The sequence below is a fragment of the Kocuria cellulosilytica genome (assembly GCF_040981245.1).
In the GTDB taxonomy this organism is placed as follows: Bacteria; Actinomycetota; Actinomycetes; order Actinomycetales; family Micrococcaceae; genus Kocuria; species Kocuria cellulosilytica.
In genome coordinates this window covers 1-25814 of sequence record NZ_JAVFWZ010000002.1, presented here as the reverse complement: position 1 = coordinate 25814, position 25814 = coordinate 1, and the positions used below count along the sequence as shown (strand labels likewise).

Below are 25814 nucleotides of genomic sequence, written 5' to 3'. Positions count from 1 at the left end.
GCACTCATCGGACCGCGCCGACCCTCACCGTGCACCACGAACGGTGATGGTGCACGCGTACGGGTCCGCGGCGGCGTTTAACGACGATGTACACCCGAAACCCTGCCCGCCGCCCCGGCGGGGGGCACCTGAAGTTAGCGGAGGATATGGCCAAGAAAGACGGAGTCATCGAGATCGAAGGCACTGTGGTCGAGGCTCTGCCCAACGCGATGTTCCGCGTTGAGCTGAACAACGGTCACCTGGTCCTCGCCCACATCTCCGGGAAGATGCGCCAGCACTACATCCGGATCCTCCCCGAGGACCGCGTGGTGGTGGAGCTGAGCCCGTACGACCTCACTCGCGGTCGTATCGTCTACCGCTACAAGTAGGACCGGCGGCCGTCCGGGCCGCACACCACTCGAGAGAACGACGCGAAGGAATGCGATGAAGGTCCAACCGAGCGTGAAGCCGATCTGCGACAAGTGCAAGGTGATCCGCCGCAACGGGCGGGTCATGGTGATCTGCGAGAACCCGCGCCACAAACAGCGTCAGGGCTGAGAGGCCCCGACCACCCCACGCAAGTGGATCGACATAGGCACCGCTCCCGACCGGAGAGATCCAGGCGGGCGCCCCCGGTACAGAGGCCGGGGACCGGCGGACGGACATGACGTCCCCGACCGGACAGCGATGCTCCAGACCTCTGGAACAGCACAAGGAGAACCGCCGATATGGCTCGTCTCGCAGGCGTCGACCTTCCCCGTGAGAAGCGGTTGGAGATCGCGCTCACCTACATCTACGGCGTGGGACGCACCCGCGCGCTGGCCACCCTGGACGCCACCGGCATCTCGGGCGACTTGCGCGTGCGCGAACTCACCGACGCCCAGCTCGTGGAGCTGCGCGACTACATCGAGGACAACTACAAGGTTGAGGGTGACCTCCGGCGCGAGGTGGCCGCCGACATCCGCCGCAAGGTCGAGATCGGCAGCTACCAGGGCATCCGGCACCGCCGCGGCCTGCCGGTGCACGGTCAGCGCACCAAGACCAACGCCCGCACCCGCAAGGGTCCGAAGCGCACGGTCGCCGGCAAGAAGAAGTAGCCCGCTGCCGCCCGCGCGCCGGGACCCCGCGGTCCCCCGGGCGGCCCACCACCACTCTTCACCGCTCTTCAAAACTTTGTAGGAGATTTCCATGCCCCCGAAGACTCGCGCGACGGCTGCCCGCAAGCCGCGTCGCAAGGACAAGAAGAACGTCACCCAGGGCCAGGCCCACATCAAGTCGACGTTCAACAACACCATCGTCACCATCACCGATCCCTCCGGCGCCGTCCTGTCCTGGTCCTCCGCCGGCGAGATGGGTTTCAAGGGCTCTCGCAAGTCCACCCCCTTCGCGGCCCAGATGGCCGCCGAGGCCGCCGCCAAGCGCGCGCAGGAGCACGGCATGCGCAAGGTCGACGTGTTCGTCAAGGGCCCGGGCTCCGGGCGCGAGACCGCCATCCGCTCCCTGCAGGCCACCGGCCTCGAGGTCGGCTCCATCTCGGACGTCACCCCGAGCGCGCACAACGGTTGCCGCCCGCCGAAGCGCCGCCGCGTCTGATGTGAGCACGCGCACCGGGACCCCGCGGGGTCCCGGTGCGCGTGCCGACAACGGACCGGGCACCGGTCCGCACCCATCAACTGTTTTCCACCATTTGCGCGCGTCATATAGCGGATGCCCGCTGAAAGGAAACATCAGTGCTCATCGCACAGCGCCCCACCCTCTCTGAAGAGGTCGTGGCCGACAACCGGTCCCGCTTCGTGATCGAACCGCTCGAGCCCGGCTTCGGCTACACCCTCGGCAACTCCCTCCGCCGCACCCTCCTGTCCTCGATCCCCGGTGCTGCCGTGACCAGCATCCGGCTCGACGGGGTGCTCCACGAGTTCTCCACCGTGGAGGGCGTCAAGGAGGACGTCTCCGAGGTCATCCTCAACATCAAGAAGCTCGCCGTCTCCTCGGAGCAGGACGAGCCCGTCGTCGCCTACCTGCGCAAGCAGGGCCCCGGCGTCGTCACCGCGGCGGACATCACGGCCCCCGCCGGTGTGGAGATCCACAACCCGGACCTGCACATCGCGACCCTCAACGCGAAGGGCCAGCTCGAGCTCGAGCTGACCATCGAGCGCGGGCGCGGCTACGTCTCCGCCGCCCAGAACAAGGCCGGGGACGCGGAGATCGGGCGCATCCCGGTCGACTCGATCTACTCGCCCGTCCTCAAGGTGACCTTCCGCGTGGAGGCCACCCGCGTCGAGCAGCGCACCGACTTCGACAAGCTGGTCCTGGACGTGGAGACGAAGGAGGCCATCACCCCGCGTGACGCCGTGGCCTCCGCCGGCACCACCCTGGTCGAGCTGTTCGGTCTCGCCCGGGAGCTCAACACGGCCGCCGAGGGCATCGAGATCGGGCCCTCGCCGACCGACGCCGCGATGGCCGCCGACATGGCGCTGCCCATCGAGGACCTCGAGCTCACCGTGCGGTCCTACAACTGCCTCAAGCGCGAGGGCATCCACACCGTGGGTGAGCTCGTGGGCCGTTCCGAGGCGGACCTGATGGACATCCGCAACTTCGGCGCCAAGTCGATCGACGAGGTCAAGGCCAAGCTCGTCGACCTCGGGCTGTCCCTCAAGGACTCGCCCCCCGGCTTCGACCTCGCCGCTCGCGCCGCCGCGATCGACGACGAGAACCCGTTCGACGACGACGACCACTAGTCCTTCCCGCTGAAGTCCCACCGGCCGCCCGGCACGGACGGGACGAACTTCCAGGAGATCAACAACCATGCCTACTCCCACCAAGGGACCCCGCCTCGGAGGCGGACCCGCGCACGAGCGCCTGATGCTGGCGAACCTGTCGCAGCAGCTGTTCGAGCACAAGCGCATCACCACCACCGTGACGAAGGCGAAGCGGATGCGTCCCTACGCCGAGCGCCTGATCACCTTCGCCAAGCGCGGTGACCTGGCCGCCCGCCGTCGCGTGCTGGCGCAGCTGAGCGACAAGTCCGTGGTGCACGAGCTGTTCACGACCATCGCCTCGGCGATGGAGGACCGCAACGGCGGCTACACCCGGATCACGAAGATCGGCAACCGCAAGGGCGACAACGCCCCCATGGCCGTGATCGAGCTCGTGATGGAGCCCGTCGCGACCAAGGCGACCGTGGCCGAGGCCGAGCGCGCCACCGAGAAGGCCGCCCCGGCCCCCGCCGCCCCGGTCGACACCCCGGCCGACTCCACCGCCGGTGAGGTCGCCGCCGAGGAGATCCCCGCCGACGAGCAGGCCCCCGAGGTCGGCTCCGAGCAGGCCGCCGAGGTCGCCGCCGAGAACACCGACGCGGAGTTCCCCGGCTCGCACGCCCCGCTCGAGTCCGGCGAGGCCCCCGAGGGCTTCGAGGTCAAGGGCAACAAGAACTCGATGAAGTACCACGTGCCCGGCTCGCGCTGGTACACGGGGACCACCGCCGAGATCTGGTTCGACTCCCCGGCCAACGCCGAGGCCGCCGGCTTCCAGCCGGCCGGTGGCGCCGCCGCGCAGAAGATGCGCTGACCGGGCCCGCTCGGACAGACACCGTGACGCCGCCGGGGACCTGGTCCCCGGCGGCGTCGTCGTGCCCGCCGACCCCCTGACCACACCCCAGGAGCACCCCAGGAGCTGAGCATGAGCCCGTCCGTCCCCGCCGTGCGCGTGCGGATCGACCTCGCCTACGACGGCGCGCCGTTCTCCGGGTGGGCCCGGCAGCCGGGGCTGCCCACCGTCCAGGGGGCCCTGGAGGACGCCCTCGCCGTGCTGGTCCGCCGGGACGTGCGGGTCGCGGTGGCCGGGCGGACGGACACGGGCGTGCACGCGCGCGGCCAGGTGGTGCACCTGGACCTCGTGCCGGAGGAGTGGGCCGCGCTGGCCCGCGGCCGGGACGAGGACCCGGCGCTCGCCCTCGAGCGCCGCCTGACCGGGGCGCTGGCGCACGTCCTGGGCCGCGGCCGCCGGGAACAGGGGCTGCCGGAGTGCCCGGGGGCGGTGGTCGTGCGCCGCGCGAGCGCCGCCCCGGCCGGCTTCGACGCCCGCTTCTCCGCCGCCTCCCGCCGGTACAGCTACCGGATCGACGACGGCGCGGCGGGCCGGGACCCGCTCACGCGGCACCTGACGTGGTGGTCGAAGGACGTGCTCGACGTCCCCGTGATGGCCGGGGCGGTGCGGGAGCTGGTGGGCCTGCACGACTTCCTGCCCTTCTGCCGCCCGCGCGAGGGCGCCACCACGGTGCGGGAGGTCCTGGACGTGTCCGTCGCCCGGGACCCCGGCGGGCTCGTGGTGCTGGAGATCGAGGCGGACGCCTTCTGCCACCACATGGTCCGCTCCGTCGTCGGCGCGGCCGCGCGCGTGGGCGCGGGCCGCGAGGACCCCGACTGGCTCGGCCGGCGGCTCGCGGAGCGGGTCCGGGACGCCCGGGTGCTGATGGCCCCGGCGCACGCCCTCGTGCTCGAGGAGGTCCGCTACCCCGGGGACGCCGCCCTGGGGGAGCGGGCCGAGCGCACCCGGGCGCTGCGCGATCCCGTGGGTCCCCGCCGGCCGCCCCGGGACGGCGACGGGCCGGCGGACGCCGGCGGCCCCGGCCGCCCGCGGGGAGATTGACCGCCGGATCCTCCGGGTGTATGGCCCGAGTGGTCAACGGCCGCTCCATCCGGTAACGTGGGGTGCTGTTGTGCGTGTCCCGCCTCGGTTCACGTGTACCCGGATCCGCCGTCCAGTTGCAGGACGCATGGCGGTCCGGTGCACCGGGGTCTCGGGCACCGGATGCAGCTCGGCCCTCACCCGAGCCCCGGACGGCACACCGAGAAACGGCGTGATCCCAACTAGCGCCACCGAGATAACCCGAACGAAGGCAAACTAACGTGCGTACGTACACCCCGAAGCCCGGTGACATCCAGCGCCAGTGGCACGTCATCGATGCCACCGACGTCGTCCTGGGTCGTCTTGCCAGCCAGACCGCAACGCTGCTGCGCGGAAAGCACAAGCCGACCTTTGCTCCCCACGTGGACGCCGGTGATTTCGTCATCATCATCAACGCCGAGAAGGTGGCCCTGACCGGCTCCAAGCTCGAGAAGAAGCGGGCCTACCGCCACTCCGGCTACCCGGGCGGGCTCAAGTCCAGCTCCTACGCCGAGCTGCTGGAGAAGCACCCGGTCCGCGCCGTGGAGAAGGCCATCCGTGGCATGCTCCCGAAGAACAAGCTGGCCGCCCAGCAGATGTCCAAGCTCAAGGTCTACGCCGGCCCGGAGCACCCGCACGGTGCCCAGCAGCCGCAGACCTTCGAGTTCACCCAGGTCGCCCAGTAACCGGGCCTACGACAGAAACTAGCGAGGAACATCGTGGCTCAGAATACTGAAGAGCAGAACATCGTGGACGGCGAGGAGCAGCTGAGCAGCTACACCTCCGAGTCCGCCCCCGCCGAGGAGACCGAGGTCGCCGCCGAGCGCCCGGCCCTGACCGTCTCCGGCCAGGCCGTCGGCCGCCGCAAGGAGGCCGTGGCCCGCGTGCGCGTCGTCCCCGGCTCCGGCCGGTGGACCGTGAACGGCCGCACCCTGGAGAACTACTTCCCGAACAAGCTGCACCAGCAGGAGGTCAACGACCCCTTCAAGGTGCTCGAGCTCGAGGGCGCCTACGACGTCATCGCCCGCATCCACGGCGGCGGCCCCTCCGGCCAGGCCGGCGCCCTGCGCCACGGCGTGGCGCGCGCGCTGAACGAGATCGACGTGGAGAACAACCGCCCGACCCTCAAGAAGGCCGGCTTCCTGACGCGCGACCCGCGCGTCATCGAGCGCAAGAAGGCCGGGCTCAAGAAGGCCCGCAAGGCCCCGCAGTACTCGAAGCGCTGACCGGAGGGCCGTCCCGGCCCGCCCTCGGCCCCACGGACCCCGTCCGACCCGGTGCACCCCGGGTCCCGGACGGGGTCCGTTCGTTAACGCCCGCCTGCCGCTGTCCGGGCCGCGGGGAACGTAGGATGGGGGGCGATGTCTAGATTATTCGGAACGGACGGCGTGCGCGGGCTCGCGAACGACCTCCTCACAGCCAACATGACCCTGGACCTGGCCCAGGCGGCCGCGATCGTGCTCGGCCACGGCCACGCACGCGAGGGGCGGCGCCCCACGGCGGTCGTCGCGCGGGACGGCCGCGCCAGCGGCGAGTTCCTCAGCGCGGCCGTCACCGCGGGCCTGGCCGGGTCGGGCGTGGACGTCCACGACGCCGGCGTCCTGCCGACCCCCGCGCTGGCCTACCTCGTGGCGGACGTCGACGCCGACTTCGGCGTGATGATCTCCGCCTCGCACAACCCGGCCCCCGACAACGGGATCAAGTTCCTGGCCCACGGCGGGCGGAAGCTGCCCGACCGGGTGGAGGACGAGATCCAGCAGGTCTACGAGTCCGGGGACTTCCGGCGGCCCACCGGCGCCGGCGTCGGGCGCATCCACCTGCTCACGGACGCGGAGGACCGCTACGTCCTGCACCTCGTGGGCGCCATCCCGCACCGGCTGGAGGGGCTGCGCGTGGTCCTCGACTGCGCCAACGGCGCGGCCAGCGGGGTGTCCCCGGACGCGTTCCGCGGCGCGGGCGCCGAGGTGCACGTCATCGGCGCGGAGCCCGACGGCCTGAACATCAACGACGGCTGCGGCTCGACCCACCTGGAGCCCCTCCGGCGGGCCGTCGTCGAGCTCGGCGCCGACCTCGGGATCGCGCACGACGGCGACGCCGACCGCTGCCTCGCCGTGGACGCCACGGGCCGGGAGGTGGACGGGGACCAGATCATGGCGATCCTCGCCCTGGCGCTCAAGGACGCGGGCCGGCTCGTGGACGACACGCTCGTGGCCACCGTGATGAGCAACCTCGGGCTCAAGCTCGCCCTGCGCGAGGCCGGGATCGACGTGCGCGAGACCGCCGTGGGGGACCGCTACGTCCTCGAGACGATGACCGAGCACGGGTACAACCTGGGCGGCGAGCAGTCCGGCCACGTCATCATGTCCGACTTCGCCACCACCGGCGACGGGCTGCTGACCGGGCTGATGCTGGCCTCGCGCGTGGCCCAGACCCGTGCGCCGCTCGCGGACCTGGCCCGGGTGATGACGCGGCTGCCGCAGGTGCTGCTCAACGTGCGCGGCGTGGACCGCGCCGCGGTGGGCTCCAACCCCGGGGTGCAGGCCGCCGTCGCCGAGGTCGAGCAGCGCCTCGGCGAGACGGGCCGCGTGCTGCTGCGGCCCTCGGGGACCGAGCCCGTGGTCCGCGTGATGGTCGAGGCGGCCTCCGAGGACGTCGCCCGGGCCGAGACGGAGTTCCTCGCCGCCGTGGTGGAGCGCGAGCTGGCCCTGGCCGTCTGAGCCGCTCGGCCCGCCCGGGAGGCGCCGGAGGCCCGCACCGTGATCACGGTGCGGGCCTCCGGCGCGTCCGGGGACGGGATCAGGTGCGCCGGTGCAGGGCGTCGCGGATCTCGGTGAGCAGCTGCACCTGGGCGTCGGCCTCCTCCTCGGCCGGGTCGACGCCGAGGCGGCGGTTGCGGGCCTCGATCATCTTGTTCATGGGCAGCACGATCGCGAAGTACACGGCGGCGGCCACGAGCAGGAAGTTCACGAGCGCGGTGAGCAGCACGCCGAACCGGACGTCGTTGCCGTTGACGGTGAGCACCGCGAAGGAGTCGAAGTTCGGCGAGCCGACCAGCGCGGAGATGAGCGGCATCAGCACCGCCTCGACCATGGCGTTGACCACCTGGGCGAAGGCCGCGCCGATGATCACGGCCACGGCCAGGTCCAGCACGTTGCCCTTCATGATGAATTCCTTGAACCCCTTGAGCATGCTCACAGCGTAGGGGGTCACCGCAGGGCCGAGGCGCCGGGACGCGGGACCGGCTCCGCACGCGGGGCCGGTCCCGGGCCGGGGTCAGCCGGCGGCGGGCCCGTAGTCCGGGGCCGGCGGCAGGCCCGAGAACTCCTCGAGCGTGGCCGCGCCCGAGCGCACCAGCTCCCGGGCCCGCTCCGGGCCCAGGTAGCGCAGGTGCCACGGCTCGTACCAGTAGCCGGTGGTGCCGTGCTCGCCCCACGGGTAGCGGACCACGAAGCCGTGCTCCGGCCCGTGCTCGGCCACCCACGCGGCGGCGGCCGTGCCGTCGAAGCACACCTGCAGGTCGCACCCGGAGCCGTCGCCGACGTCCACGGCCAGGCCCGTCTGGTGCTCCGAGTGGCCCGGCCGGGCGGACGCCGTGTCGGCGGCCGCGCGGCCCTTCCGCGCGACCCACCCGGCGTACGTGCCGGACTGCTCGGCGAAGGAGCGGTAGCCCGACACGATCCGGATCGGCACGCCGTCCGCCCGGGCCGCGGTGAGCAGCCCCCGCGCCGCGGCGGCCGCCTCGGGACGCAGGAGGTGCCCCTCGACGTCCTCGAGCGCGGCGGGGGCCCAGTCCGGCGGGTCCAGGGGCCGCCGCTTGTTGACCACCACGGCGAGCGAAGCGGGGTCGTCGAGGTCGGGGCCCGCACCCGGCTCCGCGGCGGGACCGGCGCCCGGTGCCGTCGTCGCCGCACCGGGCGGAGGCGCCGCGGCGGAGGGGACCGGGGCGGAAGGGGCCGGGCCGGAGGACGCCGGGGCGGAGGACGCGGCCGCAGCCGGTGCGGTGCCGGCGGGCTCCGGGGGAGCGCCCCCGGGATCCGGCGCGCACCCGGTCACGAGCAGCACGGCGGCCAGCAGGAGGGCGCCGGTGCGCGGGGCGCCCATCAGTTCTTGCGCAGGAGCACGCGCCGGATGGAGTGGTCGGAGTCCTTGGAGAGGATCAGCCGGGCGCGGCCGCGCGTCGGCTGCACGTTCTCGATCAGGTTCGGCTCGTTGATCCGCCGCCAGATGCCGGTGGCGGTGGCCACGGCCCCGTCGTCGGAGAGGTCGGCGTAGCGGTGGAAGTAGGACCCGGGGTCGGCGAAGGCCGAGTAGCGCAGGGCCTGGAAGCGCTCCACGTACCACCGCTCGATGTCCCCGGGCCGGGCGTCCACGTAGATCGAGAAGTCGAAGAAGTCGCTCAGCGCCAGCGCGGCCCGGTCCCCGGGGCCCACCTTGGCGGGGGCGAGGACGTTGAGCCCCTCGATGATGACCACGTCCGGGCGGGTCACCACGATCTCCTCGCCCGGCAGGATGTCGTAGCTGTGGTGCGAGTACCGGGGGGCCCGCACCTCGGGGGCGCCCGACTTGATCTTCGCGACGAAGCGCAGCAGGGCGCGCCGGTCGTAGGACTCCGGGAACCCCTTGCGGTCCATGAGCCCGCGGCGCTGGAGCTCCGCGTTGGGGTACAGGAACCCGTCCGTGGTGATGAGCTGCACGTTGGGGGTGGACGGCCACCGGGACAGCAGCTCGCGCAGGAGCCGGGCGGTGGTGGACTTGCCGGCGGCCACGGACCCGGCGATGCCGATCACGAACGGCGTCCGGGCGTGCTCCTCGCCCAGGAAGGCGTTGGTCGAGGCGTTGAGCCGGTTCGAGGACTCGTCGTAGAGGGTCAGCAGCCGCGAGAGGGGGAGGTACACCTCGCGCACCTCCTCGACGTCGAGCCGGTCGCCGAGGCCGCGCAGGTTCTCGATCTCCCGGGAGGTGAGGGGGACATCGATCTCGTGGGAGAGCCTCGACCAGGTCTGCCGGTCGAGCTCCACGAAGGGCGAGGTGCGGTCGCTCAGCGTAGATGCGGTCATCGACCACAGTCTAGACCGACCCCGGACGCCCGCCGCGAACGGCAGACAGGCGCGGTACCCGGGTGTAGATTTGGTCTCGACCGGGCACCGGCTGTGATCTGCCTCACAGTGGCACCGCTGTGCGGGCGCTCCGCCGGAGGAGCACCACCTCGTTCGAGAGTCAGGACAGCACCATGGCGACGGCAACGACCTCAGGGACCACGGCACCGGCGGGAGGGCGGTCGACGGCCGCCCGCGCGCACGTCCAGCGGTTCGGCACGTTCCTCTCGGGGATGATCATGCCCAACATCGGGGCGTTCATCGCCTGGGGGCTGATCACCGCGTTCTTCATCGAGGCGGGCTTCACCCCGTTCGGCCCGCTGGGCGGGTTCGGCGAGAACGCCGAGGGCGAGCCGTACACGGGCCTGGTGGGCCCGATGATCACCTACCTGCTGCCGCTGCTCATCGCCTACACGGGCGGGCGGATGGTCTACGACGTCCGCGGCGGCGTGGTCGGGGCGATCGCCACGATGGGCGTGATCGTGGGCACCGACATCCCCATGTTCATCGGCGCGATGCTCATGGGCCCGCTCACCGCCTGGCTGATGAAGAAGGTCGACAGCATCTGGGACGGCAAGATCAAGCCCGGCTTCGAGATGCTGGTGAACAACTTCTCGGCCGGCATCCTGGCCGCGCTCATGGCCATCTTCGGCTTCTTCCTGGTGGGCCCCGCCGTGCTGGCCTTCTCCAACGCGGCCGCGGCCGCGGTGGACTTCCTGGTGACCCGCGGGCTGCTGCCGCTGACCTCGATCCTGATCGAGCCCGCGAAGGTCCTGTTCCTGAACAACGCGATCAACCACGGCATCCTCACCCCGCTCGGCACCGCCCAGGCCCTGGAGCAGGGCAAGTCCATCCTCTTCCTGCTCGAGGCCAACCCCGGTCCCGGCCTGGGCATCCTGCTGGCCTACACGGTCTTCGGCCGCGGCGCGGCGCGGGCCTCGGCCCCCGGCGCGGCGCTGATCCACTTCGTGGGCGGGATCCACGAGATCTACTTCCCGTACGTGCTGATGAAGCCGGCGCTGATCCTGGCGGCGATCGCCGGCGGCATGACCGGGGTCTTCACCCTGACCCTGTTCGACGCCGGCCTGCGCGCCCCGGCCGCCCCGGGCTCGATCATCGCCGTCTTCGCGCAGGCCACCACCGACAGCTACGTGGGGGTGGCGATCGCGGTGACGGCCGCGACCGCGGTGTCCTTCTTCGTGGCCTCGATCATCCTCAAGGCCTCCAAGGACAAGGGCGAGGGGGACCTCACGGAGGCCACCTCCCGGATGGAGACCATGAAGGGCAAGAAGTCCTCCGTGGCCTCCTCGGTGGTCGGCACCAGCGGCGGCGCGGACACCGGCGGGGACAGCGCCCGCGAGCTGGCCGAGGGCGGGCCGGTGCAGCGCATCGTGTTCGCGTGCGACGCCGGCATGGGCTCCTCCGCGATGGGCGCCTCGGTGCTGCGGAACAAGGTCAAGGCGGCCGGCTTCGGCGACGTCAAGGTCACCAACGCGGCGATCGCCAACCTCACCGACGACTTCGACATCGTGGTCACCCACCAGGACCTGGCCACCCGCGCCCGGCCCAAGGTGCCCAGCGCCTCGGTGGTGACCGTCGACAACTTCATGGGCAGCCCCCGCTACGACGAGATCGTCGAGGCCGTGCAGCAGCGCAACGGCGCCGCCGTCCCGGCGGGAGCGGGCGGCGCGGCGGCGCCGGCCGCCGCCGGGAGCGAGCCCGCCGGCGGTGACGCCGTGGCGGAGCCGGACCAGGACGCCGGGGCGTCCGGGACCCCCATCCTCACCAAGGACCGGATCGTGATGGACGGCGGCGCGCAGAACGCCGGGCAGGCCATCGACGAGGCCGGCGGCCTGCTCGTGGCCGCCGGCGCCGTGACCGACGAGTACGTGACCTCCATGCACGAGCGCGAGGAGTCGGTGTCCACGTTCATGGGCAACGGCCTCGCCATCCCGCACGGCACCAACCAGGCGAAGGACAGCATCCGCGCCTCGGCCCTGTCCGTCGTGAAGTACCCCGCGGGCCTGGACTGGAACGGCAAGCCCGTCACCTGGGTGATCGGCATCGCCGGCAAGGACAACGAGCACCTCGCGATCCTGTCCCGGGTCGCGAAGATCTTCGGCAACAAGGAGAAGGTGCGGCAGCTCGACGAGGCGAGGACCTCCGACGAAGTGCTCGACCTGCTGGGGAAGGTGAACGACTGATGAAGTGCGTGCACTTCGGGGCCGGCAACATCGGCCGGGGCTTCGTCGGCCTGCTCATGCACCGCTCGGGCTACGAGGTCGTGTTCGCCGACGTGGCGGCCCCCCTGATCGACGCGCTGGCGTCGACCCCCGGCTACACGGTGCACGAGGTCGGCGCCGGCTCCCGCGACACGGTCGTCGAGGGGTACCGGGCGGTCAACTCGGCGGACGACCCGGAGGCCGTGGTCGCGGAGATCGCCACGGCGGACGTGGTCACCACCGCGGTGGGCGCGCACATCCTGAGGTTCGTGGCGCCCCTCGTGGCGCGCGGCATCGCCGCGCGCCCGGACGGCGCCGCGCCCGTGGCGGTCATGGCGTGCGAGAACGCCCTGTCCGCCACGGACCTGCTCGCCGAGGCCGTCCGCGCCGAGTACGACGGCGGAGACCTCGACCGGCGGGCGGTGTTCGCGAACACCGCCGTGGACCGGATCGTGCCCCAGCAGGACGGCGGCGGGCTCGACGTGGTGGTGGAGCAGTTCCACGAGTGGGTCATCGACCGCACCCCGTTCGCGGGACGGGAGCCGGTCATCGAGGGGGCGACGTACGTCGACGACCTCGTGCCCTACATCGAGCGCAAGCTGTTCACCGTCAACACCGGCCACGCCGCGTGCGCGTACTTCGGCTACCGCGCCGGCCGGCACCGCATCGCGGAGGCGATCGCCGACCCCGGGATCCGGGAGCGGGTCGCCGCCGCGCTCGCGGAGACGCAGGCGCTGCTCGTCGCCAAGCACGGGTTCGACGAGCAGGAGCACGCACGGTACGTCGCGAAGATCCTCGACCGCTTCGCCAACGAGCACCTCCCGGACACCGTCGAGCGGGTGGGCCGCGCCCCGCTGCGCAAGCTCGGCCGGCACGAGCGCTTCGTGGGCCCGGCCGCCGAGCTGGCCGAACGCGGGCTGGGCACCGACGGGCTGCGCGCGGCCATGGCGGCCGCCCTGCGCTTCGACCCGGCCGACGACCCGGAGGCCGTCCGGCTCGGCGAGATCCTCGGCACGCTGGCCCCTGCCGACGCCGTCCGGGAGATCACGGGGCTGGACCCCGGGCACCCGCTCTTCCCGCCGCTCGAGGACCTGGTGGCCGACGCGGTCCGGGAGCGGAGGGGCTGACGCGGGGGTGCCGCCCACCCCCGTGGGCGGGGCGCACCCTGTCCCCAGAAGAGGCGGGAACACGGCGCGGCCCGCCCGGTCCCGCACGCCCGGCCGGGCGGAATCCATGCGGTACTGTGAAGCGCATGTGTGGAATTGTTGGATATGTGGGCCCCTCCTCCCAGCGGACGGACGAGCGCGGCACCGGCTCCGGGCACGACGCCCTGGACGTGCTCGTGGAGGGCCTGCGGCGCCTCGAGTACCGCGGCTACGACTCCGCGGGCGTGGCCGTGGTCTCGGACGGGACCGTCGGCTTCCGCAAGAAGGCCGGCAAGCTGCTGAACCTCGAGCAGGAGCTGCTGGACAGCCCGCTGCCCCGCGCCACGACCGGCATCGGGCACACCCGCTGGGCCACCCACGGCGGGCCCTCGGACGTCAACGCCCACCCGCACGTCGTGGACGGCGGCCGGCTCGCCGTGATCCACAACGGCATCATCGAGAACTTCGCCGAGATCAAGCGCGAGCTGGTCGAGAAGGGCCACGGGTTCGTCTCGGAGACCGACACCGAGGTCGCGGCCGTGCTCCTGGCCGACACCTACAACGACCTCGGCGATCAGGACCTCACCGCCGCCATGCAGGTCGCGTGCCGCCGGCTGGAGGGGGCGTTCACGCTCCTGGCCGTGCACGTCGACCACCCCGGGCGCGTCGTCGCGGCCCGGCGCAACTCCCCGCTGGTGCTCGGGCTGGGCGAGGGCGAGAACTTCCTCGGCTCCGACGTCTCCGGGTTCATCGACTACACGCGCGATGCCGTGGAGCTGGGCCAGGACCAGGTCGTGTCCATCACGGCCGACGACTACGAGATCACCGACTTCCACGGCAACCGCGCCGACGGCAAGCCGTTCCGGGTGCTGTGGGACGCGGCCGCCGCCGAGAAGGGCGGCTTCCCGTCCTTCATGGAGAAGGAGATCAACGAGCAGCCCTCCGCCGTGGAGCAGACGCTCATGGGCCGCACCGACCCCGACGGCAACCTGGTCCTCGACGAGCTGAAGATCGACGAGGCGGTGCTCCGCGCCGTGGACAAGATCGTCGTCGTCGCCTGCGGGACCGCCGCCTACGCGGGGCAGGTCGCCCGCTACGCGATCGAGCACTGGTGCCGGATCCCCACCGAGGTCGAGCTCGCGCACGAGTTCCGCTACCGGGACCCGATCGTCAACGAGCGGACCCTGGTGGTCGCCCTCTCCCAGTCCGGCGAGACCATGGACACCCTCATGGCGGTCCGGCACGCCCAGGAGCAGGGGGCCAAGGTCGTGGCGATCTGCAACACCAACGGCTCCACGATCCCGCGCGAGGCCGACGCCGCGCTCTACACGCACGCCGGCCCCGAGATCGCGGTGGCCTCGACCAAGGCGTTCCTGGCCCAGATCACCGCCGCCTACCTCCTGGGCCTGTACCTGGCCCAGCTGCGCGGCAACAAGTACAAGGACGAGATCGGGCAGATCCTCGCCGAGCTCGAGGCCATGCCGGCCAAGATCCAGCAGGTCATCGACGCCCAGGCCGGGGTCAAGGCGCTCGCCCAGTCGATGAAGGACGCCGCGTCGGTGCTCTTCCTGGGCCGCCACGTCGGCTTCCCGGTCGCCCTCGAGGGAGCGCTCAAGCTCAAGGAGATCGCGTACATCCACGCCGAGGGCTTCGCCGCCGGCGAGCTCAAGCACGGGCCGATCGCCCTCATCGAGGAGGGGCAGCCCGTGTTCGTCATCGTCCCCTCGCCGCGCGGGCGGGACTCCCTGCACGCGAAGGTCGTCTCCAACATCCAGGAGATCCGCGCCCGCGGGGCCGTGACGATCGTCATCGCGGAGGAGGGGGACGAGGCCGTCGCCGACTACGCCAACCACATCTTCCGCGTGCCGCAGTCCCCGGTGCTGCTCCAGCCGCTGCTGACCACCGTCCCGCTGCAGATCTTCGCGTGCGAGCTGGCCTCGGCCAAGGGCTACGACGTGGACCAGCCCCGCAACCTCGCGAAGTCCGTGACCGTCGAGTAGTCCGCGGCCCTCGAGCGGACCGCTCCGCCGCCGGCCCGCCGCCCCGGATCCTCCCGGGCGTCGGGCCGGCGGTCGTTAGGCTGGGACCATGATCATCGGCACCGGCATCGACGTGGTGGACATCGCCCGCTTCGAGGAGCAGATCGCCCGCACCCCCGGCCTCGTGGCCCGGCTGTTCACCCCGCTCGAGCGGGACCTGCACGTCCGGTCGCTCGCGGCGCGCTTCGCGGCCAAGGAGGCGGCGGCCAAGGCGCTCAAGGCCCCGCCCGGCATGATCTGGCAGCACTGCTGGATCGAGAAGGACCCCTCCGGCGCCCCGGTGCTGTGCACCGAGGGGACGGTGGCCGAGGAGGCCCGCCGGCAGGGCATCGACCGGTGGCACCTTACCATGACGCACGACGGCGGGATCGCGATGGCCATGGTCATCGCCGAGCGCGCCGGGGACGGGGGCCCGGCGTGATCGCGGCGTGGACCGGGGAGCAGGTGCGGGCGGCCGAGACGCCCTTCCTCGACCGGGGGCAGGGCCCCGCCCTGATGCGGCGGGCCGCCCACGGCCTGGCCCTGGCCTGCGCCCAGCATCTGCGCGGGTGCCGGGGACGGGTCGCCGGGGCCCGCGTGGTCGTGCTCGCCGGGACCGGCAACAACGGCGGGGACGGGCTGTGGGCCGGGGCGGAGCTCGCCCGCCGCGGCGCCTCCGTGCTCGCCGTGGCGGTCGGCGACCGGCTGCACCCCGAGGGCGCCGCGGCCCTGGCGGCCGCGGGGGGCCGGGTGCTGCGCGCCGGGGACGGCGGCCCCGCCCTCGGGCCGGCGGCCGAGCAGGTGCTCGGCGCCGACCTCGTGCTCGACGCCGTGCTGGGCACCGGCGCCCGGGGCGGGCTGCGCGGGCCGGCGGCGGAGCTCGTCCGCACGGTGCTGGAGCGGTGGCCCGGGGACGGGGGACCGGCGGTCGTGGCGTGCGACGTCCCCTCGGGCGTCTCCGCCGACACGGGCGCGGTGGCCGGGCCGGTCCTGCCCGCGGACCTCACGGTGACGTTCGCCGGGGCCAAGGCCGGGCTGTTCCTGCCTCCCGGGGACCGCTGGTGCGGGCAGGTGCGGACCGTGCCCCTCGGGATCGAGGGCGCCCTGCCCGCCCCCGCCCTGCGCCGCCTCGAGCCCGACGACGTCGCGGCCCTGTGGCCGCGGCCGGGAGCCGCCTCCCACAAGTACTCCCGGGGGGTGGTGGGCGTCGTCGCCGGCTCCCCGACCTATCCCGGGGCGGCGCTGATGTGCACGCGCGCCGCCGTGGACGCCGGCGCCGGCATGGTCCGCCACCTCGGCGACGCCGCCATCCGCTCCCTCGTGACCCTCACCAGTCCCGAGGTCGTGGCCTCCGAGGACCACCCCGACGACGTCCACGTCCAGGCGTGGGTCGTCGGCCCCGGCGCCGTGGGCGACGCCGCCCAGGAGTCGCGGATCGGCGCCGTGCTCGCGGGCGGGCTGCCGGCGGTCGTCGACGCCGGCGCGCTCGACGCGGCGGCCCGGGCCGCCGCCGACGGGATCCTCGGCCCCGGGAAGGTCCTGACCCCGCACGCCGGGGAGCTCGAGCAGGTGCTCGCCTGGCTCGCCGCCCTGGGCGGCGGCGGGCACGCCCCGGACCGGGCGGCGATCGAGGCCGAGCCCGCCCGGTGGGCGCGCGCGGCCGCGGAGGCGACCGGCGCCGTCGTCGTCCTCAAGGGCGCCACCACCCTCGTCGCGGCCCCGGACGGGACGCTGCTCTCCCAGGCCGACGGCAGCCCGTGGCTGGCGACCGCCGGCAGCGGGGACACCCTCGCGGGCATCATGGGCGCGGCGCTCGCCGGCTGCGCGGAGGACCCGGACGCCTTCGCCGCCGCGGGGGAGTGGGCGCGGGGGGACGCGCGGCTGCCCGTGGCCGCCGCCCTCGCGGTCGCCGTGCACGGCCGCGCGTCCCGGCTGGAGGGCCTCGGCCCCGTGCCGCCCACGGCGCTGTCCGCGAACGTGCGCACGGTCCTGCGCCTGGGCCCCGGAGGGCGGGTCCCGCCCCCGGCGGACCGTCCGCGGGACCCGGGCGGCTCCCGGCCCCGCTAAGGTTGTACCCACTTGCCCCATACCCAGCCCGCTGACGGTGACCCCTGCCCGGCGGTACGACAGGAGATCCCCTATGGAAGTCTGGCCAGGTCAGCCCTATCCCCTCGGCGCCACGTTCGACGGGACCGGCACGAACTTCGCCCTCTTCAGCGAGGCCGCCGAGAAGGTCGAGCTGTGCTTGTTCGAGGAGGACGGCACGGAGACCCGCATCGAGATCACGGCCCAGGACAGCTACGTCTGGCACTGCTACCTCCCGACCGTCCAGCCCGGACAGCGCTACGGCTACCGGGTGCACGGACCGTGGAACCCCGCCGAGGGCCAGCGCTTCAACGCGGCCAAGCTGCTGCTCGACCCCTACGCCAAGGCCGTCTCCGGCCAGATCGACTGGGACCAGGCGCTGTTCTCGTACGACTTCGGCGACGAGGACTCGTTCAACGACGAGGACTCCGCCCCCCACATGATGATGGGCGTGGTGATCAACCCGTTCTTCAACTGGGAGGGCGACCGCACCCCGCGCACGCCGTACCACAAGTCGGTGATCTACGAGGCCCACGTCAAGGGCCTCACCCAGCAGCACCCCGACGTCCCGGAGGAGCAGCGCGGCACCTACGCCGGCGTGGCCCACCCCTCGGTGATCGCCCACCTGCAGAAGCTCGGCGTCACCGCCATCGAGCTCATGCCCGTGCACCAGTTCGTGCAGGACAGCACCCTGCTCGAGCAGGGACTGCGCAACTACTGGGGCTACAACACCATCGGCTTCTTCGCCCCCCACAACGAGTACCACTCCACCAACGACCTCGGCGGCCAGGTCCAGGAGTTCAAGGCCATGGTGCGCGCCCTGCACCAGGCCGACATCGAGGTCATCCTCGACGTGGTGTACAACCACACGGCCGAGGGCAACCACATGGGCCCCACCCTGTCCATGAAGGGCATCGACAACCAGGCCTACTACCGGACGGTGGAGGGCGACCAGAAGTACTACATGGACTACACGGGCACCGGCAACACCCTCAACGTCCGCCACCCGCACTCCCTGCAGCTCATCATGGACTCCCTGCGCTACTGGGTGACCGAGATGCACGTGGACGGCTTCCGCTTCGACCTCGCCTCCGCCCTGGCCCGCGAGTTCTACGACGTGGACAAGCTGGCCACGTTCTTCGAGCTCGTCCAGCAGGACCCGGTCGTCTCCCAGGTGAAGCTCATCGCCGAGCCGTGGGACGTGGGCCCCGGCGGCTACCAGGTCGGCAACTTCCCGCCCCAGTGGACGGAATGGAACGGGAAGTACCGGGACACGGTGCGCGACTTCTGGCGCGGGGAGCCCGCGACCCTCGGCGAGTTCGCCTCCCGGATCACGGGCTCGGCGGACCTCTACGAGCACAGCGGGCGCCGCCCGTTCGCCTCGATCAACTTCGTCACCGCCCACGACGGCTTCACGCTGCGGGACCTCGTCTCCTACAACGAGAAGCACAACGAGGCCAACGGCGAGGGCAACAACGACGGCGAGTCCCACAACCGCTCCTGGAACTGCGGCGTGGAGGGCCCCACCGACGACCCCGAGGTGCTCGCCCTGCGCTCCCGCCAGCAGCGCAACTACCTCGCGACGCTGCTGCTGTCCCAGGGCACGCCCATGGTGCTGCACGGCGACGAGCTGGGGCGCACGCAGGACGGCAACAACAACACGTACTGCCAGGACAACGAGCTGTCGTGGATCAACTGGGACACCATGGACGGCCCGCTCACCGAGTTCGTGGCCGCCGTGACCCACCTGCGCCACGACCACCCGTCGTTCCGGCGCTCCGAGTTCTTCGACGGCCGGCCCGTCGAGATGGACGCGGACGACACCGGCCGCCCGATGCCCGACATCGCGTGGCTGACCACGGACGGCGCGCCGCTCAAGCCCGCCGACTGGGACGAGCCGCTGTCCCGGTCCTTCGGGATGTGGCTCAACGGCAACGGCATCGCCGGCGTGGACATGCGCGGACGGCCCATCACAGACGTGAACTTCATCGTGTACTTCAACTCCAACCCGGAGGCCGTGAAGTGCAAGCTCCCGCCGGTGCGCTACGGCCGGCTGTGGGAGGAGGTCATCGACACCGCGGGCAAGTACGCCGACGGACAGGTCCGCAAGGCCCGCTCCTCGATCGTCCTCGAGGGCAAGTCCATGGTCGTGCTCCGCGCCTACGAGGCCCCCGAGGAGGAGCCCGACGCCTCCGTCGCCGCCTCCGTGGCCGCGTACGCGAAGGCGCCGCAGGACCAGTGACCTGACGGCCCCGGCAGGCTGTCGACCCGGACACGGGTCGACAGCCTGCTGGCGTTTCCGGGGCCGGGCCGACAGACTGGACCCGTGCGCACACCGACATCGACCTACCGACTCCAGATCACCTCCGACCTGACGCTCGACCGCGCGGCGGGGCTCGTGGACTACCTCCACGACCTCGGCGCCGACTGGGTCTACCTCTCGCCGATCCTGCGGGCCGTCGACGGCTCCGACCACGGCTACGACGTCGCGTCCCCCGCCGAGGTGGACCCGGTCCGGGGCGGCGCCGCCGGGCTGAAGGCGCTCGCCGACGCCGCCCACGCCCGCGGCATGGGGGTGCTGGTGGACATCGTCCCCAACCACCAGGGCGTCGCCGCCCCGGAGCAGAACCCCTGGTGGTGGTCGCTGCTGGCGCAGGGACAGGACTCGCCGTACGCCAGGGCCTTCGACGTCGAGTGGGCGGCCGGCGGCGGCAGGGTGCTGATCCCCGTGCTGGGCGACGGCGACGACGAGCTCGCGCAGCTGCGGGTCGAGGACGGCACGCTGCGCTACTACGACAACGTCTACCCGCTGGCCGAGGGCACGTGGGCGGAGGGCGACGACCCGCGGGACGTCCACGACCGGCAGCACTACGAGCTGGTGCACTGGCGCCGCGGCGACGCCGAGCTCAACTACCGCCGGTTCTTCACCGTCGCCACGCTCGCGGGCGTGCGCGTCGAGGACCCGGAGGTCTTCGCCGAGTCGCACGCCGAGATCAAGCGGTGGATCGACGAGGGCCTCGTCGACGGGCTGCGCATCGACCACCCCGACGGGCTGCGGGACCCGCGGCAGTACCTCGAGCGGCTGCAGGAGCTCACCGGCGGCGCCTACGTCGTCGTCGAGAAGATCCTCGAGCCCGGTGAGCGGCTGCCCCGCGACTGGGCCACCGCGGGCACCACCGGCTACGACGCCCTGGGCACGATCGACCGGCTGCTGACCGACCCGGCCGGGGAGTACGCCCTCACGAGCCTGGACGCCCGGCTGCGGGACGGCGAGCCCGTGCACTGGGACGAGATGATCCACGGCACCAAGCGCGCCATGGCCGACGGCGCGCTGCTGGCCGAGGTCCGGCGCCTCGCTCGCCTCGTGCCCGAGGACGCCGGCCTCGGGCGGACCGCGGCCGAGGACGCGCTGGCGGAGATCCTCGCGAACTTCCCCGTCTACCGCAGCTACCTGCCCGAGGGCGCCGAGCACCTGCGGACGGCCCTCGAGGCGGCCCGGGAGCAGCGCCCGGACCTCTCGGACGCGATCGGGACCCTGGGCGGGCTGCTCGGGGTCGACGCGACGGACGAGGCCGAGCTCGGGGAGCTCGCCCGCCGCTTCCAGCAGACCTCCGGGATGGTGATGGCCAAGGGCGTCGAGGACACCGCGTTCTACCGCTTCACCCGGCTGACGTCCCTGACCGAGGTGGGCGGCGACCCGTCGCACTTCGCGCTGACGCCCGAGGAGGCCCACGCCGAGCTCGCCCGGCGCGCGGCCGAGGAGCCCCTGGCCATGACGGCGCTGTCCACGCACGACACCAAGCGCTCCGAGGCGGTGCGGGCGCGGATCACCGTGCTCGCCGAGTCCGGGGAGCAGTGGGCCGGCGTGGTCGGCACCGTCAAGAGGCTCGCCGGGGAGGCGGGGGCCCTGGTGGGCGACGGCCCGCTCGTGAACCTCGTGCTCCAGGCCGTGGTGGGCGCCTGGCCCGTCTCGCAGGAGCGGGTGCTGGACTACGCGCTCAAGGCCGCCCGCGAGGCCGGCAGCTCCACCGCGTGGGTCGACGGGGACGCCGGCTTCGAGGAGCGGCTCACCCGGTTCGTCGAGCTGGTCTTCCACGACCCGCAGATGCGGGCCGTGGTCGAGGGCTTCGCCCAGCACGTCACCCCGGCCGGCTGGGCGAACGGGCTCGCCGCCAAGCTCGTGCAGCTGACGATGCCCGGCGTCCCGGACGTCTACCAGGGGTCCGAGCTGTGGGCCGAGTCCCTCGTGGACCCCGACAACCGCCGTCCCGTCGACTTCCGGGAGCGGGCCGCCAAGCTCGCCCGCCTCGACGTCCCCGTGGGCGGCACCGCGGACGGGATCCCGGCCGTGGGACCGGACGCCGCCGCCAAGCTGCTCGTCACCAGCCGCGCCCTGCGGCTGCGCCGGGACCACCCCGAGCTGTTCACCGGCTACACCCCGCTCACCGCGTCCGGCCCCCGCGCCGGGCACGTCTTCGCGTTCGACCGCGGCGGCGCCGTGACCGTGGCCACCCGCCTGCCCCTGGGCCTCGCGTCCGCCGGCGGCTTCGACGCCGAGACCCTCGAGCTGCCCGCGGGCGACTTCGAGGACGTGCTCACCCGCCGCCGGCACACGGGCACCGTGCCGGTGTCCCGGCTGCTGGCCGACTACCCCGTGGCGCTGCTGCGCCGGAAGGACTCCTGAACCTCCATGAACACCCGCGACCACCTCAACCGCTTCGACGTCTGGGCCCCGCACGCCAGGGCGGTGACCGTGCGGATCGAGGGCGAGGACCACGAGATGCTGCCCGCCGCGGACCTGCCCGAGGACTCGCCCGCCGGCACCGCGGCACGCCGCGACGGCTGGTGGACCCTGCCCGACGGCGCGGACGTCCCCGAGGGCACCGTGCGCTACGGCTACCTCCTGGGCAAGACCTTCGACGAGGGCACGGCGGAGGAGCGCTCCCAGGTCTCCGAGGTCCTGCCGGACCCCCGCTCCCGCCGCCAGCCCCAGGGGGTGCACGACCTCTCCTGCACGTTCGAGCCCTCCGCGCACCGGTGGGGCGACACCGCGTGGACCGGGCGCACCCTGGCCGGCTCGGTGGTCTACGAGCTGCACGTGGGCACGTTCACCCCGGAGGGCACCCTCGACTCCGCGGTCGAGCGGCTCGACCACCTCGTGGACCTCGGCGTGGACTTCGTGGAGCTGCTGCCCGTCAACGGCTTCAACGGCGAGCACAACTGGGGCTACGACGGCGTCCTCTGGTACACCGTGGACGAGTCCTACGGCGGGCCCGCGGCCTACCAGCGCTTCGTGGACGCGTGCCACCAGAAGGGGATCGGCGTCATCCAGGACGTGGTCTACAACCACCTGGGCCCGTCCGGGAACTACCTGCCCCTGTTCGCCGACTACTTCAAGCCCGGCTCCAGCACGTGGGGCGACCTCATCAACCTCGACGGCTGGGGCTCCGACGGCGTCCGGGACTACATCCTGGACAACGTGGAGATGTGGCTGCGCGACTACCACGTGGACGGGTTCCGCCTCGACGCCGTGCACGCGCTGCAGGACCACCGGGCCGTGCACATCCTCGAGGAGATCGCCGAGCTCGTGGAGCGCGTGGGCGTGGAGACCGGCAAGCCCCTGTTCACCGTCGCGGAGTCCGACCTCAACGACCACCGGATGATCACGCCCACCACGGCCCACGGCCTCGGCATGACCGCACAGTGGCTCGACGACTTCCACCACGCGGCGCACGTGGCGCTGACCGGGGAGACGCAGGGCTACTACGCCGACTTCGCCGCCCTCGGGACCCTCGACAAGGTGATGCGGGACGCGTTCTACCACGACGGCACCATGTCCGTGTTCCGCGGCCGCCACCACGGCCGGCCGGTCGACAAGCAGCGGGTGCGCCCGTGGCAGTTCGTCACGTGCATCCAGAACCACGACCAGATCGGCAACCGCGCCGCGGGGGACCGGATCAGCGCGAGCCTCACGCCCGACCAGCTGGTGCTGGGCGCCGTCCTGCTGCTCACCCAGCCGTTCACCCCCATGCTGTTCATGGGGGAGGAGTGGGGCGCGTCCACCCCGTGGCAGTTCTTCACCGCCCACCCCGAGCGCGAGCTCGGCGAGGCCGTGGCGAAGGGCCGCAAGGCGGAGTTCGCGTCCATGGGCTGGGACGAGGCCACGGTCCCGGACCCGCAGGCGCCCAGCACGTTCACGGACTCGAAGCTCGACTGGGACGAGCCCGGCCGGGACGACCACGCCCGGGTGCTGGCCGCCTACCGCGAGCTCATCGCCCTGCGGCGCCGGGTGCCCGAGCTCACCGACCCGCGCTTCGACACGATCGGCACCGACCTCGACGAGGACGCCCGCTGGTTCGTGCTGCGCCGGGCCACGGCCCCGGGCTCCGGCCACGGGGTCGCGGTGCTGCTGAACTTCGGCGCCGAGCCCGCCCGGGTCCCGTTCCCCGGCCGCCGGGACGCGGAGCTGCTCTTCCGCTCCGGGGACGTGTCGCTGACGGACGGCGGCGTCGCCGAGCTGCCCGCCCACGGCGCCGCCGTGGTCCGCTACTGAGCCACCGCGGCCTCCCACCCCACGACGTCCCCGAATCCCCGAAAGGCCACCGTGCGCACCTACGGACCCGATGTCCCCTACCTCCCCGCCGAGGACCGCTACGAGACCATGCCGTACCGCCGCGTGGGCGAGTCCGGGCTCAAGCTGCCCGTCATCTCGCTGGGGCTGTGGCACAACTTCGGCGACGACAAGCCGCTCGGCACCCAGCGCGCCACGCTGCGCCGGGCCTTCGACCTCGGCGTCACCCACTTCGACCTCGCCAACAACTACGGCCCGCCGGCCGGCGCCGCGGAGCTGAACTTCGGCAGGATCCTGGCGCAGGACCTCGCCCCGTACCGGGACGAGCTCATCATCTCCTCGAAGGCCGGGTGGACCATGGGCCCGGGCCCGTACGGCTTCGGCGGCTCCCGGAAGTACCTGGTGTCCTCCCTCGACCAGTCCCTGCAGCGGATGGGCCTGGACCACGTCGACATCTTCTACCACCACCGCCCCGACCCGGACACCCCGCTCGAGGAGACCATGCGGGCCCTCGACCACATCGTGCGCTCGGGGCGGGCCCTGTACGCGGGGATCTCCTCCTACAACGCCGAGCTGACCCTGCGCGCCCAGCAGATCATGCGGGAGCTCGGGACGCCGCTGCTCATCCACCAGCCGTCCTACTCGATGCTCAACCGGTGGATCGAGTCGCCCGGCCCGTCGGGGACCTCCCTGCTGGGCGCCCTGACGGAGACGGGGATGGGCTCGATCGTGTTCTCCCCCCTCGCCCAGGGCATGCTCACGGACCGGTACCTCCAGGGCATCCCGGAGGGCTCCCGGGCCGCGGCGGAGAAGTCCCTGGACCCGGAGTGGCTGACCGGCACGACCCTCGAGAAGGTCCGGGGCCTGCACGAGATCGCCGAGGCGCGCGGGCAGAGCCTGGCCCAGATGGCGATCGCGTGGGTGCTGCGGGAGCAGGCGGACGGCCAGGTCAGCACCGCGCTCGTGGGGGCCTCCTCGCCGCAGCAGCTCGAGGACAGCGTGGGCGCCGTGCACCGGCTCTCGTTCACGCCGGAGGAGCTGGAGGCCATCGACCGGCTGGCCACGGACTCCGACATCAACATCTGGGCGGGCGCCCGCGACTCCAAGACCGCGTGAGCGGCAGGGCGCGGTAGCCGTGGAGGCCTCGCAGTACCTCGCCCTCCTCGGGCTGTGGATCGCCGGGATCGTGGCCCCCGGCCCGGACGTCCTGGTCATCCTGCGCAACGCCTCGCTGGGCTCCCGGGCGGCCGGGGTGCTCACCGCCGTGGGGGTGATGACCGGCAACCTCGTGTGGATCACGCTCTCCCTCACCGGGGTGACCGTCCTGATCGGCCAGGCGGACACCGTCCAGCGGATCATCCAGGTCGCCGGGGCGCTGTTCCTCGGCTGGCTGGGCGTGAGCGGGATCCGGGCGGGGCTCGCCGCGCGGACCCTTCCCGAGCGCGTGCCGAGCGCTGGGTCCGGCGGACCCGGGACGGTCCCGGAGGAGCCGCAGGCGCCGCCGGGCCGCACCGTCACCCCGGGGCGGGGCTTCGTGCTCGGTCTCGTCACGAACCTCTCGAACGCGAAGGCCATCATCTTCTTCGTGGCGCTGTTCGCCAACGTGGTCCCGGCGGGCGCGCTGTGGTGGGAGACGGCACTGGTCTTCGCGCTGCTCGTGGCGGTGGGCCTCGCGTGGTTCACCGCGGTCGCGTGGGTCGGCTCGGTCCAGCGGCTGGCCGCGGGCTTCCGGCGGCACGGCGCCGCCGTGGAGCTCGCCGCCGGCGTGCTGTTCCTGGTGCTCGCCCTCGGCCTGCTCCTCAGCGCGGTGTGAGCCCGGCGGCGGGCCCGTCCCGCCGCCCGGCCGTCCCGGCCTCCGGCGGGCACTAGACTGGACCGCTGGGTCCTGCCCGGCGACGTGCCGGGAGCCCGTGCGGGTGTCCGCCCGGCCCGTGCCGGGGACGGAGCCCAGACGACCAGACAAAGGAGTCCCGTGTCCCACCATCCCATTCGCGTGGCCGTCGCCGGTGTCGGCAACTGCGCCTCCTCGCTGA

General features: G+C 72.8%; 23 protein-coding genes. 20 read left to right on the top strand and 3 right to left on the bottom strand.

Translation table 11 applies throughout. From position 1 onward, the window contains the following. Positions 1-146 precede the first annotated feature (146 nt). The 10 genes from infA (at position 147) to glmM (ending at position 7361) form a co-directional block, all read left to right on the top strand. Positions 147-368 carry a translation initiation factor IF-1 gene (gene infA / locus RCG67_RS02620; protein WP_017833319.1) on the top strand — a complete coding sequence of 74 codons (222 nt, stop codon included), beginning with the start codon at positions 147-149 and terminating at the stop codon, positions 366-368. A gap of 55 nt (positions 369-423) precedes the next feature. Further along, entirely contained in the window at positions 424-537 is a 114-nt protein-coding gene (gene rpmJ / locus RCG67_RS02615; RefSeq protein WP_017833320.1) for a 50S ribosomal protein L36, read from the top strand. A gap of 170 nt (positions 538-707) precedes the next feature. Next, positions 708-1076, top strand: coding sequence for a 30S ribosomal protein S13 (gene rpsM, locus RCG67_RS02610; RefSeq protein WP_017833321.1), 369 nt, complete (start codon positions 708-710; stop codon positions 1074-1076). Between the two features lie 91 nt (positions 1077-1167). Next, positions 1168-1572, top strand: a complete 405-nt coding sequence (gene rpsK, locus RCG67_RS02605; protein WP_058872541.1) for a 30S ribosomal protein S11 — start codon at positions 1168-1170, stop codon at positions 1570-1572. Between the two features lie 137 nt (positions 1573-1709). Then, positions 1710-2717, top strand: a complete 1008-nt coding sequence (locus tag RCG67_RS02600) for a DNA-directed RNA polymerase subunit alpha (RefSeq protein ID WP_017833323.1) — start codon at positions 1710-1712, stop codon at positions 2715-2717. A 67-nt stretch (positions 2718-2784) separates the two neighbouring features. Then, complete coding sequence (rplQ, locus tag RCG67_RS02595) at positions 2785-3546, top strand: 50S ribosomal protein L17, sunset domain variant (protein ID WP_058872542.1); 762 nt, start codon at positions 2785-2787, stop codon at positions 3544-3546. Positions 3547-3657: 111 nt separating this feature from the next. After that, positions 3658-4626, top strand: a complete 969-nt coding sequence (locus RCG67_RS02590) for a tRNA pseudouridine synthase A (protein ID WP_368824730.1) — start codon at positions 3658-3660, stop codon at positions 4624-4626. Between the two features lie 260 nt (positions 4627-4886). Then, on the top strand, positions 4887-5330 hold the full coding sequence (gene rplM / locus RCG67_RS02585) for a 50S ribosomal protein L13 (protein ID WP_017833326.1): 444 nt from the start codon (positions 4887-4889) through the stop codon (positions 5328-5330). Positions 5331-5363: 33 nt separating this feature from the next. Beyond that, positions 5364-5870 (top strand): 30S ribosomal protein S9, encoded by a 507-nt coding sequence (rpsI, locus tag RCG67_RS02580; RefSeq protein ID WP_368824729.1) that lies wholly within the window; start codon positions 5364-5366, stop codon positions 5868-5870. A 135-nt stretch (positions 5871-6005) separates the two neighbouring features. Continuing rightward, complete coding sequence (glmM, locus tag RCG67_RS02575) at positions 6006-7361, top strand: phosphoglucosamine mutase (protein WP_368824728.1); 1356 nt, start codon at positions 6006-6008, stop codon at positions 7359-7361. Between the two features lie 79 nt (positions 7362-7440). Here glmM and mscL read toward each other — a convergent pair whose 3' ends face one another. The 3 genes from mscL to coaA form a co-directional block, all read right to left on the bottom strand. Continuing rightward, a complete protein-coding gene (gene mscL, locus RCG67_RS02570; RefSeq protein WP_368825123.1) occupies positions 7441-7833 on the bottom strand; it encodes a large conductance mechanosensitive channel protein MscL in 393 nt (130 codons plus the stop codon). Between the two features lie 84 nt (positions 7834-7917). Continuing rightward, positions 7918-8745 carry a M15 family metallopeptidase gene (locus tag RCG67_RS02565; RefSeq protein WP_368824727.1) on the bottom strand — a complete coding sequence of 276 codons (828 nt, stop codon included), beginning with the start codon at positions 8743-8745 and terminating at the stop codon, positions 7918-7920. Then, complete coding sequence (coaA, locus tag RCG67_RS02560) at positions 8745-9701, bottom strand: type I pantothenate kinase (protein ID WP_058872547.1); 957 nt, start codon at positions 9699-9701, stop codon at positions 8745-8747. Before coaA ends, RCG67_RS02565 begins: the two co-directional genes overlap by 1 nt. A gap of 173 nt (positions 9702-9874) precedes the next feature. Between coaA and RCG67_RS02555 the strand changes: the two genes are divergently transcribed. The 10 genes from RCG67_RS02555 (at position 9875) to RCG67_RS02510 (ending at position 25594) form a co-directional block, all read left to right on the top strand. After that, positions 9875-11944, top strand: a complete 2070-nt coding sequence (locus tag RCG67_RS02555) for a PTS mannitol transporter subunit IICBA (protein ID WP_368824726.1) — start codon at positions 9875-9877, stop codon at positions 11942-11944. Next, positions 11944-13089, top strand: coding sequence for a mannitol-1-phosphate 5-dehydrogenase (locus RCG67_RS02550; RefSeq protein WP_368824725.1), 1146 nt, complete (start codon positions 11944-11946; stop codon positions 13087-13089). Before RCG67_RS02555 ends, RCG67_RS02550 begins: the two co-directional genes overlap by 1 nt. A gap of 125 nt (positions 13090-13214) precedes the next feature. Further along, the gene (gene glmS / locus RCG67_RS02545) at positions 13215-15107 is read left to right on the top strand and encodes a glutamine--fructose-6-phosphate transaminase (isomerizing) (RefSeq protein WP_368824724.1); all 1893 of its coding nucleotides are present in this window, start codon (positions 13215-13217) and stop codon (positions 15105-15107) included. Positions 15108-15195: 88 nt separating this feature from the next. Beyond that, complete coding sequence (locus RCG67_RS02540) at positions 15196-15567, top strand: holo-ACP synthase (RefSeq protein ID WP_368824723.1); 372 nt, start codon at positions 15196-15198, stop codon at positions 15565-15567. Further along, positions 15564-17192: an NAD(P)H-hydrate epimerase gene (locus RCG67_RS02535; RefSeq protein ID WP_368824722.1), complete on the top strand. Its 1629-nt coding sequence runs from the start codon at positions 15564-15566 to the stop codon at positions 17190-17192. The genes RCG67_RS02540 and RCG67_RS02535 overlap by 4 nt, the downstream gene beginning before the upstream one ends. Positions 17193-17265: 73 nt before the next feature. Next, positions 17266-19452 carry a glycogen debranching protein GlgX gene (gene glgX, locus RCG67_RS02530; RefSeq protein WP_368824721.1) on the top strand — a complete coding sequence of 729 codons (2187 nt, stop codon included), beginning with the start codon at positions 17266-17268 and terminating at the stop codon, positions 19450-19452. Positions 19453-19536: 84 nt separating this feature from the next. Then, positions 19537-21894: a malto-oligosyltrehalose synthase gene (gene treY, locus RCG67_RS02525; protein WP_368824720.1), complete on the top strand. Its 2358-nt coding sequence runs from the start codon at positions 19537-19539 to the stop codon at positions 21892-21894. 6 nt (positions 21895-21900) lie between these two features. Further along, positions 21901-23763 carry a malto-oligosyltrehalose trehalohydrolase gene (gene treZ, locus RCG67_RS02520; protein ID WP_368824719.1) on the top strand — a complete coding sequence of 621 codons (1863 nt, stop codon included), beginning with the start codon at positions 21901-21903 and terminating at the stop codon, positions 23761-23763. Positions 23764-23871: 108 nt separating this feature from the next. Next, positions 23872-24897, top strand: a complete 1026-nt coding sequence (locus RCG67_RS02515; protein ID WP_368825122.1) for an aldo/keto reductase — start codon at positions 23872-23874, stop codon at positions 24895-24897. A gap of 19 nt (positions 24898-24916) precedes the next feature. After that, entirely contained in the window at positions 24917-25594 is a 678-nt protein-coding gene (locus tag RCG67_RS02510; RefSeq protein ID WP_368824718.1) for a LysE family translocator, read from the top strand. Positions 25595-25814 lie beyond the last annotated feature (220 nt).

Coding starts and splice junctions, on each gene's coding strand:
- RCG67_RS02540 (WP_368824723.1), top strand. CDS start 15,196: ATGATCATCGGCACCGGCATCGACGTGGTGGACATCGCCCGCTTCGAG.
- RCG67_RS02555 (WP_368824726.1), top strand. CDS start 9,875: ATGGCGACGGCAACGACCTCAGGGACCACGGCACCGGCGGGAGGGCGG.
- treZ (WP_368824719.1), top strand. CDS start 21,901: ATGAACACCCGCGACCACCTCAACCGCTTCGACGTCTGGGCCCCGCAC.
- coaA (WP_058872547.1), bottom strand. CDS start 9,701: ATGACCGCATCTACGCTGAGCGACCGCACCTCGCCCTTCGTGGAGCTC.
- rplQ (WP_058872542.1), top strand. CDS start 2,785: ATGCCTACTCCCACCAAGGGACCCCGCCTCGGAGGCGGACCCGCGCAC.
- mscL (WP_368825123.1), bottom strand. CDS start 7,833: ATGCTCAAGGGGTTCAAGGAATTCATCATGAAGGGCAACGTGCTGGAC.
- glmM (WP_368824728.1), top strand. CDS start 6,006: ATGTCTAGATTATTCGGAACGGACGGCGTGCGCGGGCTCGCGAACGAC.
- rpmJ (WP_017833320.1), top strand. CDS start 424: ATGAAGGTCCAACCGAGCGTGAAGCCGATCTGCGACAAGTGCAAGGTG.
- glgX (WP_368824721.1), top strand. CDS start 17,266: ATGGAAGTCTGGCCAGGTCAGCCCTATCCCCTCGGCGCCACGTTCGAC.
- rpsK (WP_058872541.1), top strand. CDS start 1,168: ATGCCCCCGAAGACTCGCGCGACGGCTGCCCGCAAGCCGCGTCGCAAG.
- rpsM (WP_017833321.1), top strand. CDS start 708: ATGGCTCGTCTCGCAGGCGTCGACCTTCCCCGTGAGAAGCGGTTGGAG.
- infA (WP_017833319.1), top strand. CDS start 147: ATGGCCAAGAAAGACGGAGTCATCGAGATCGAAGGCACTGTGGTCGAG.
- glmS (WP_368824724.1), top strand. CDS start 13,215: ATGTGTGGAATTGTTGGATATGTGGGCCCCTCCTCCCAGCGGACGGAC.
- RCG67_RS02550 (WP_368824725.1), top strand. CDS start 11,944: ATGAAGTGCGTGCACTTCGGGGCCGGCAACATCGGCCGGGGCTTCGTC.
- RCG67_RS02565 (WP_368824727.1), bottom strand. CDS start 8,745: ATGGGCGCCCCGCGCACCGGCGCCCTCCTGCTGGCCGCCGTGCTGCTC.
- RCG67_RS02515 (WP_368825122.1), top strand. CDS start 23,872: ATGCCGTACCGCCGCGTGGGCGAGTCCGGGCTCAAGCTGCCCGTCATC.
- RCG67_RS02590 (WP_368824730.1), top strand. CDS start 3,658: ATGAGCCCGTCCGTCCCCGCCGTGCGCGTGCGGATCGACCTCGCCTAC.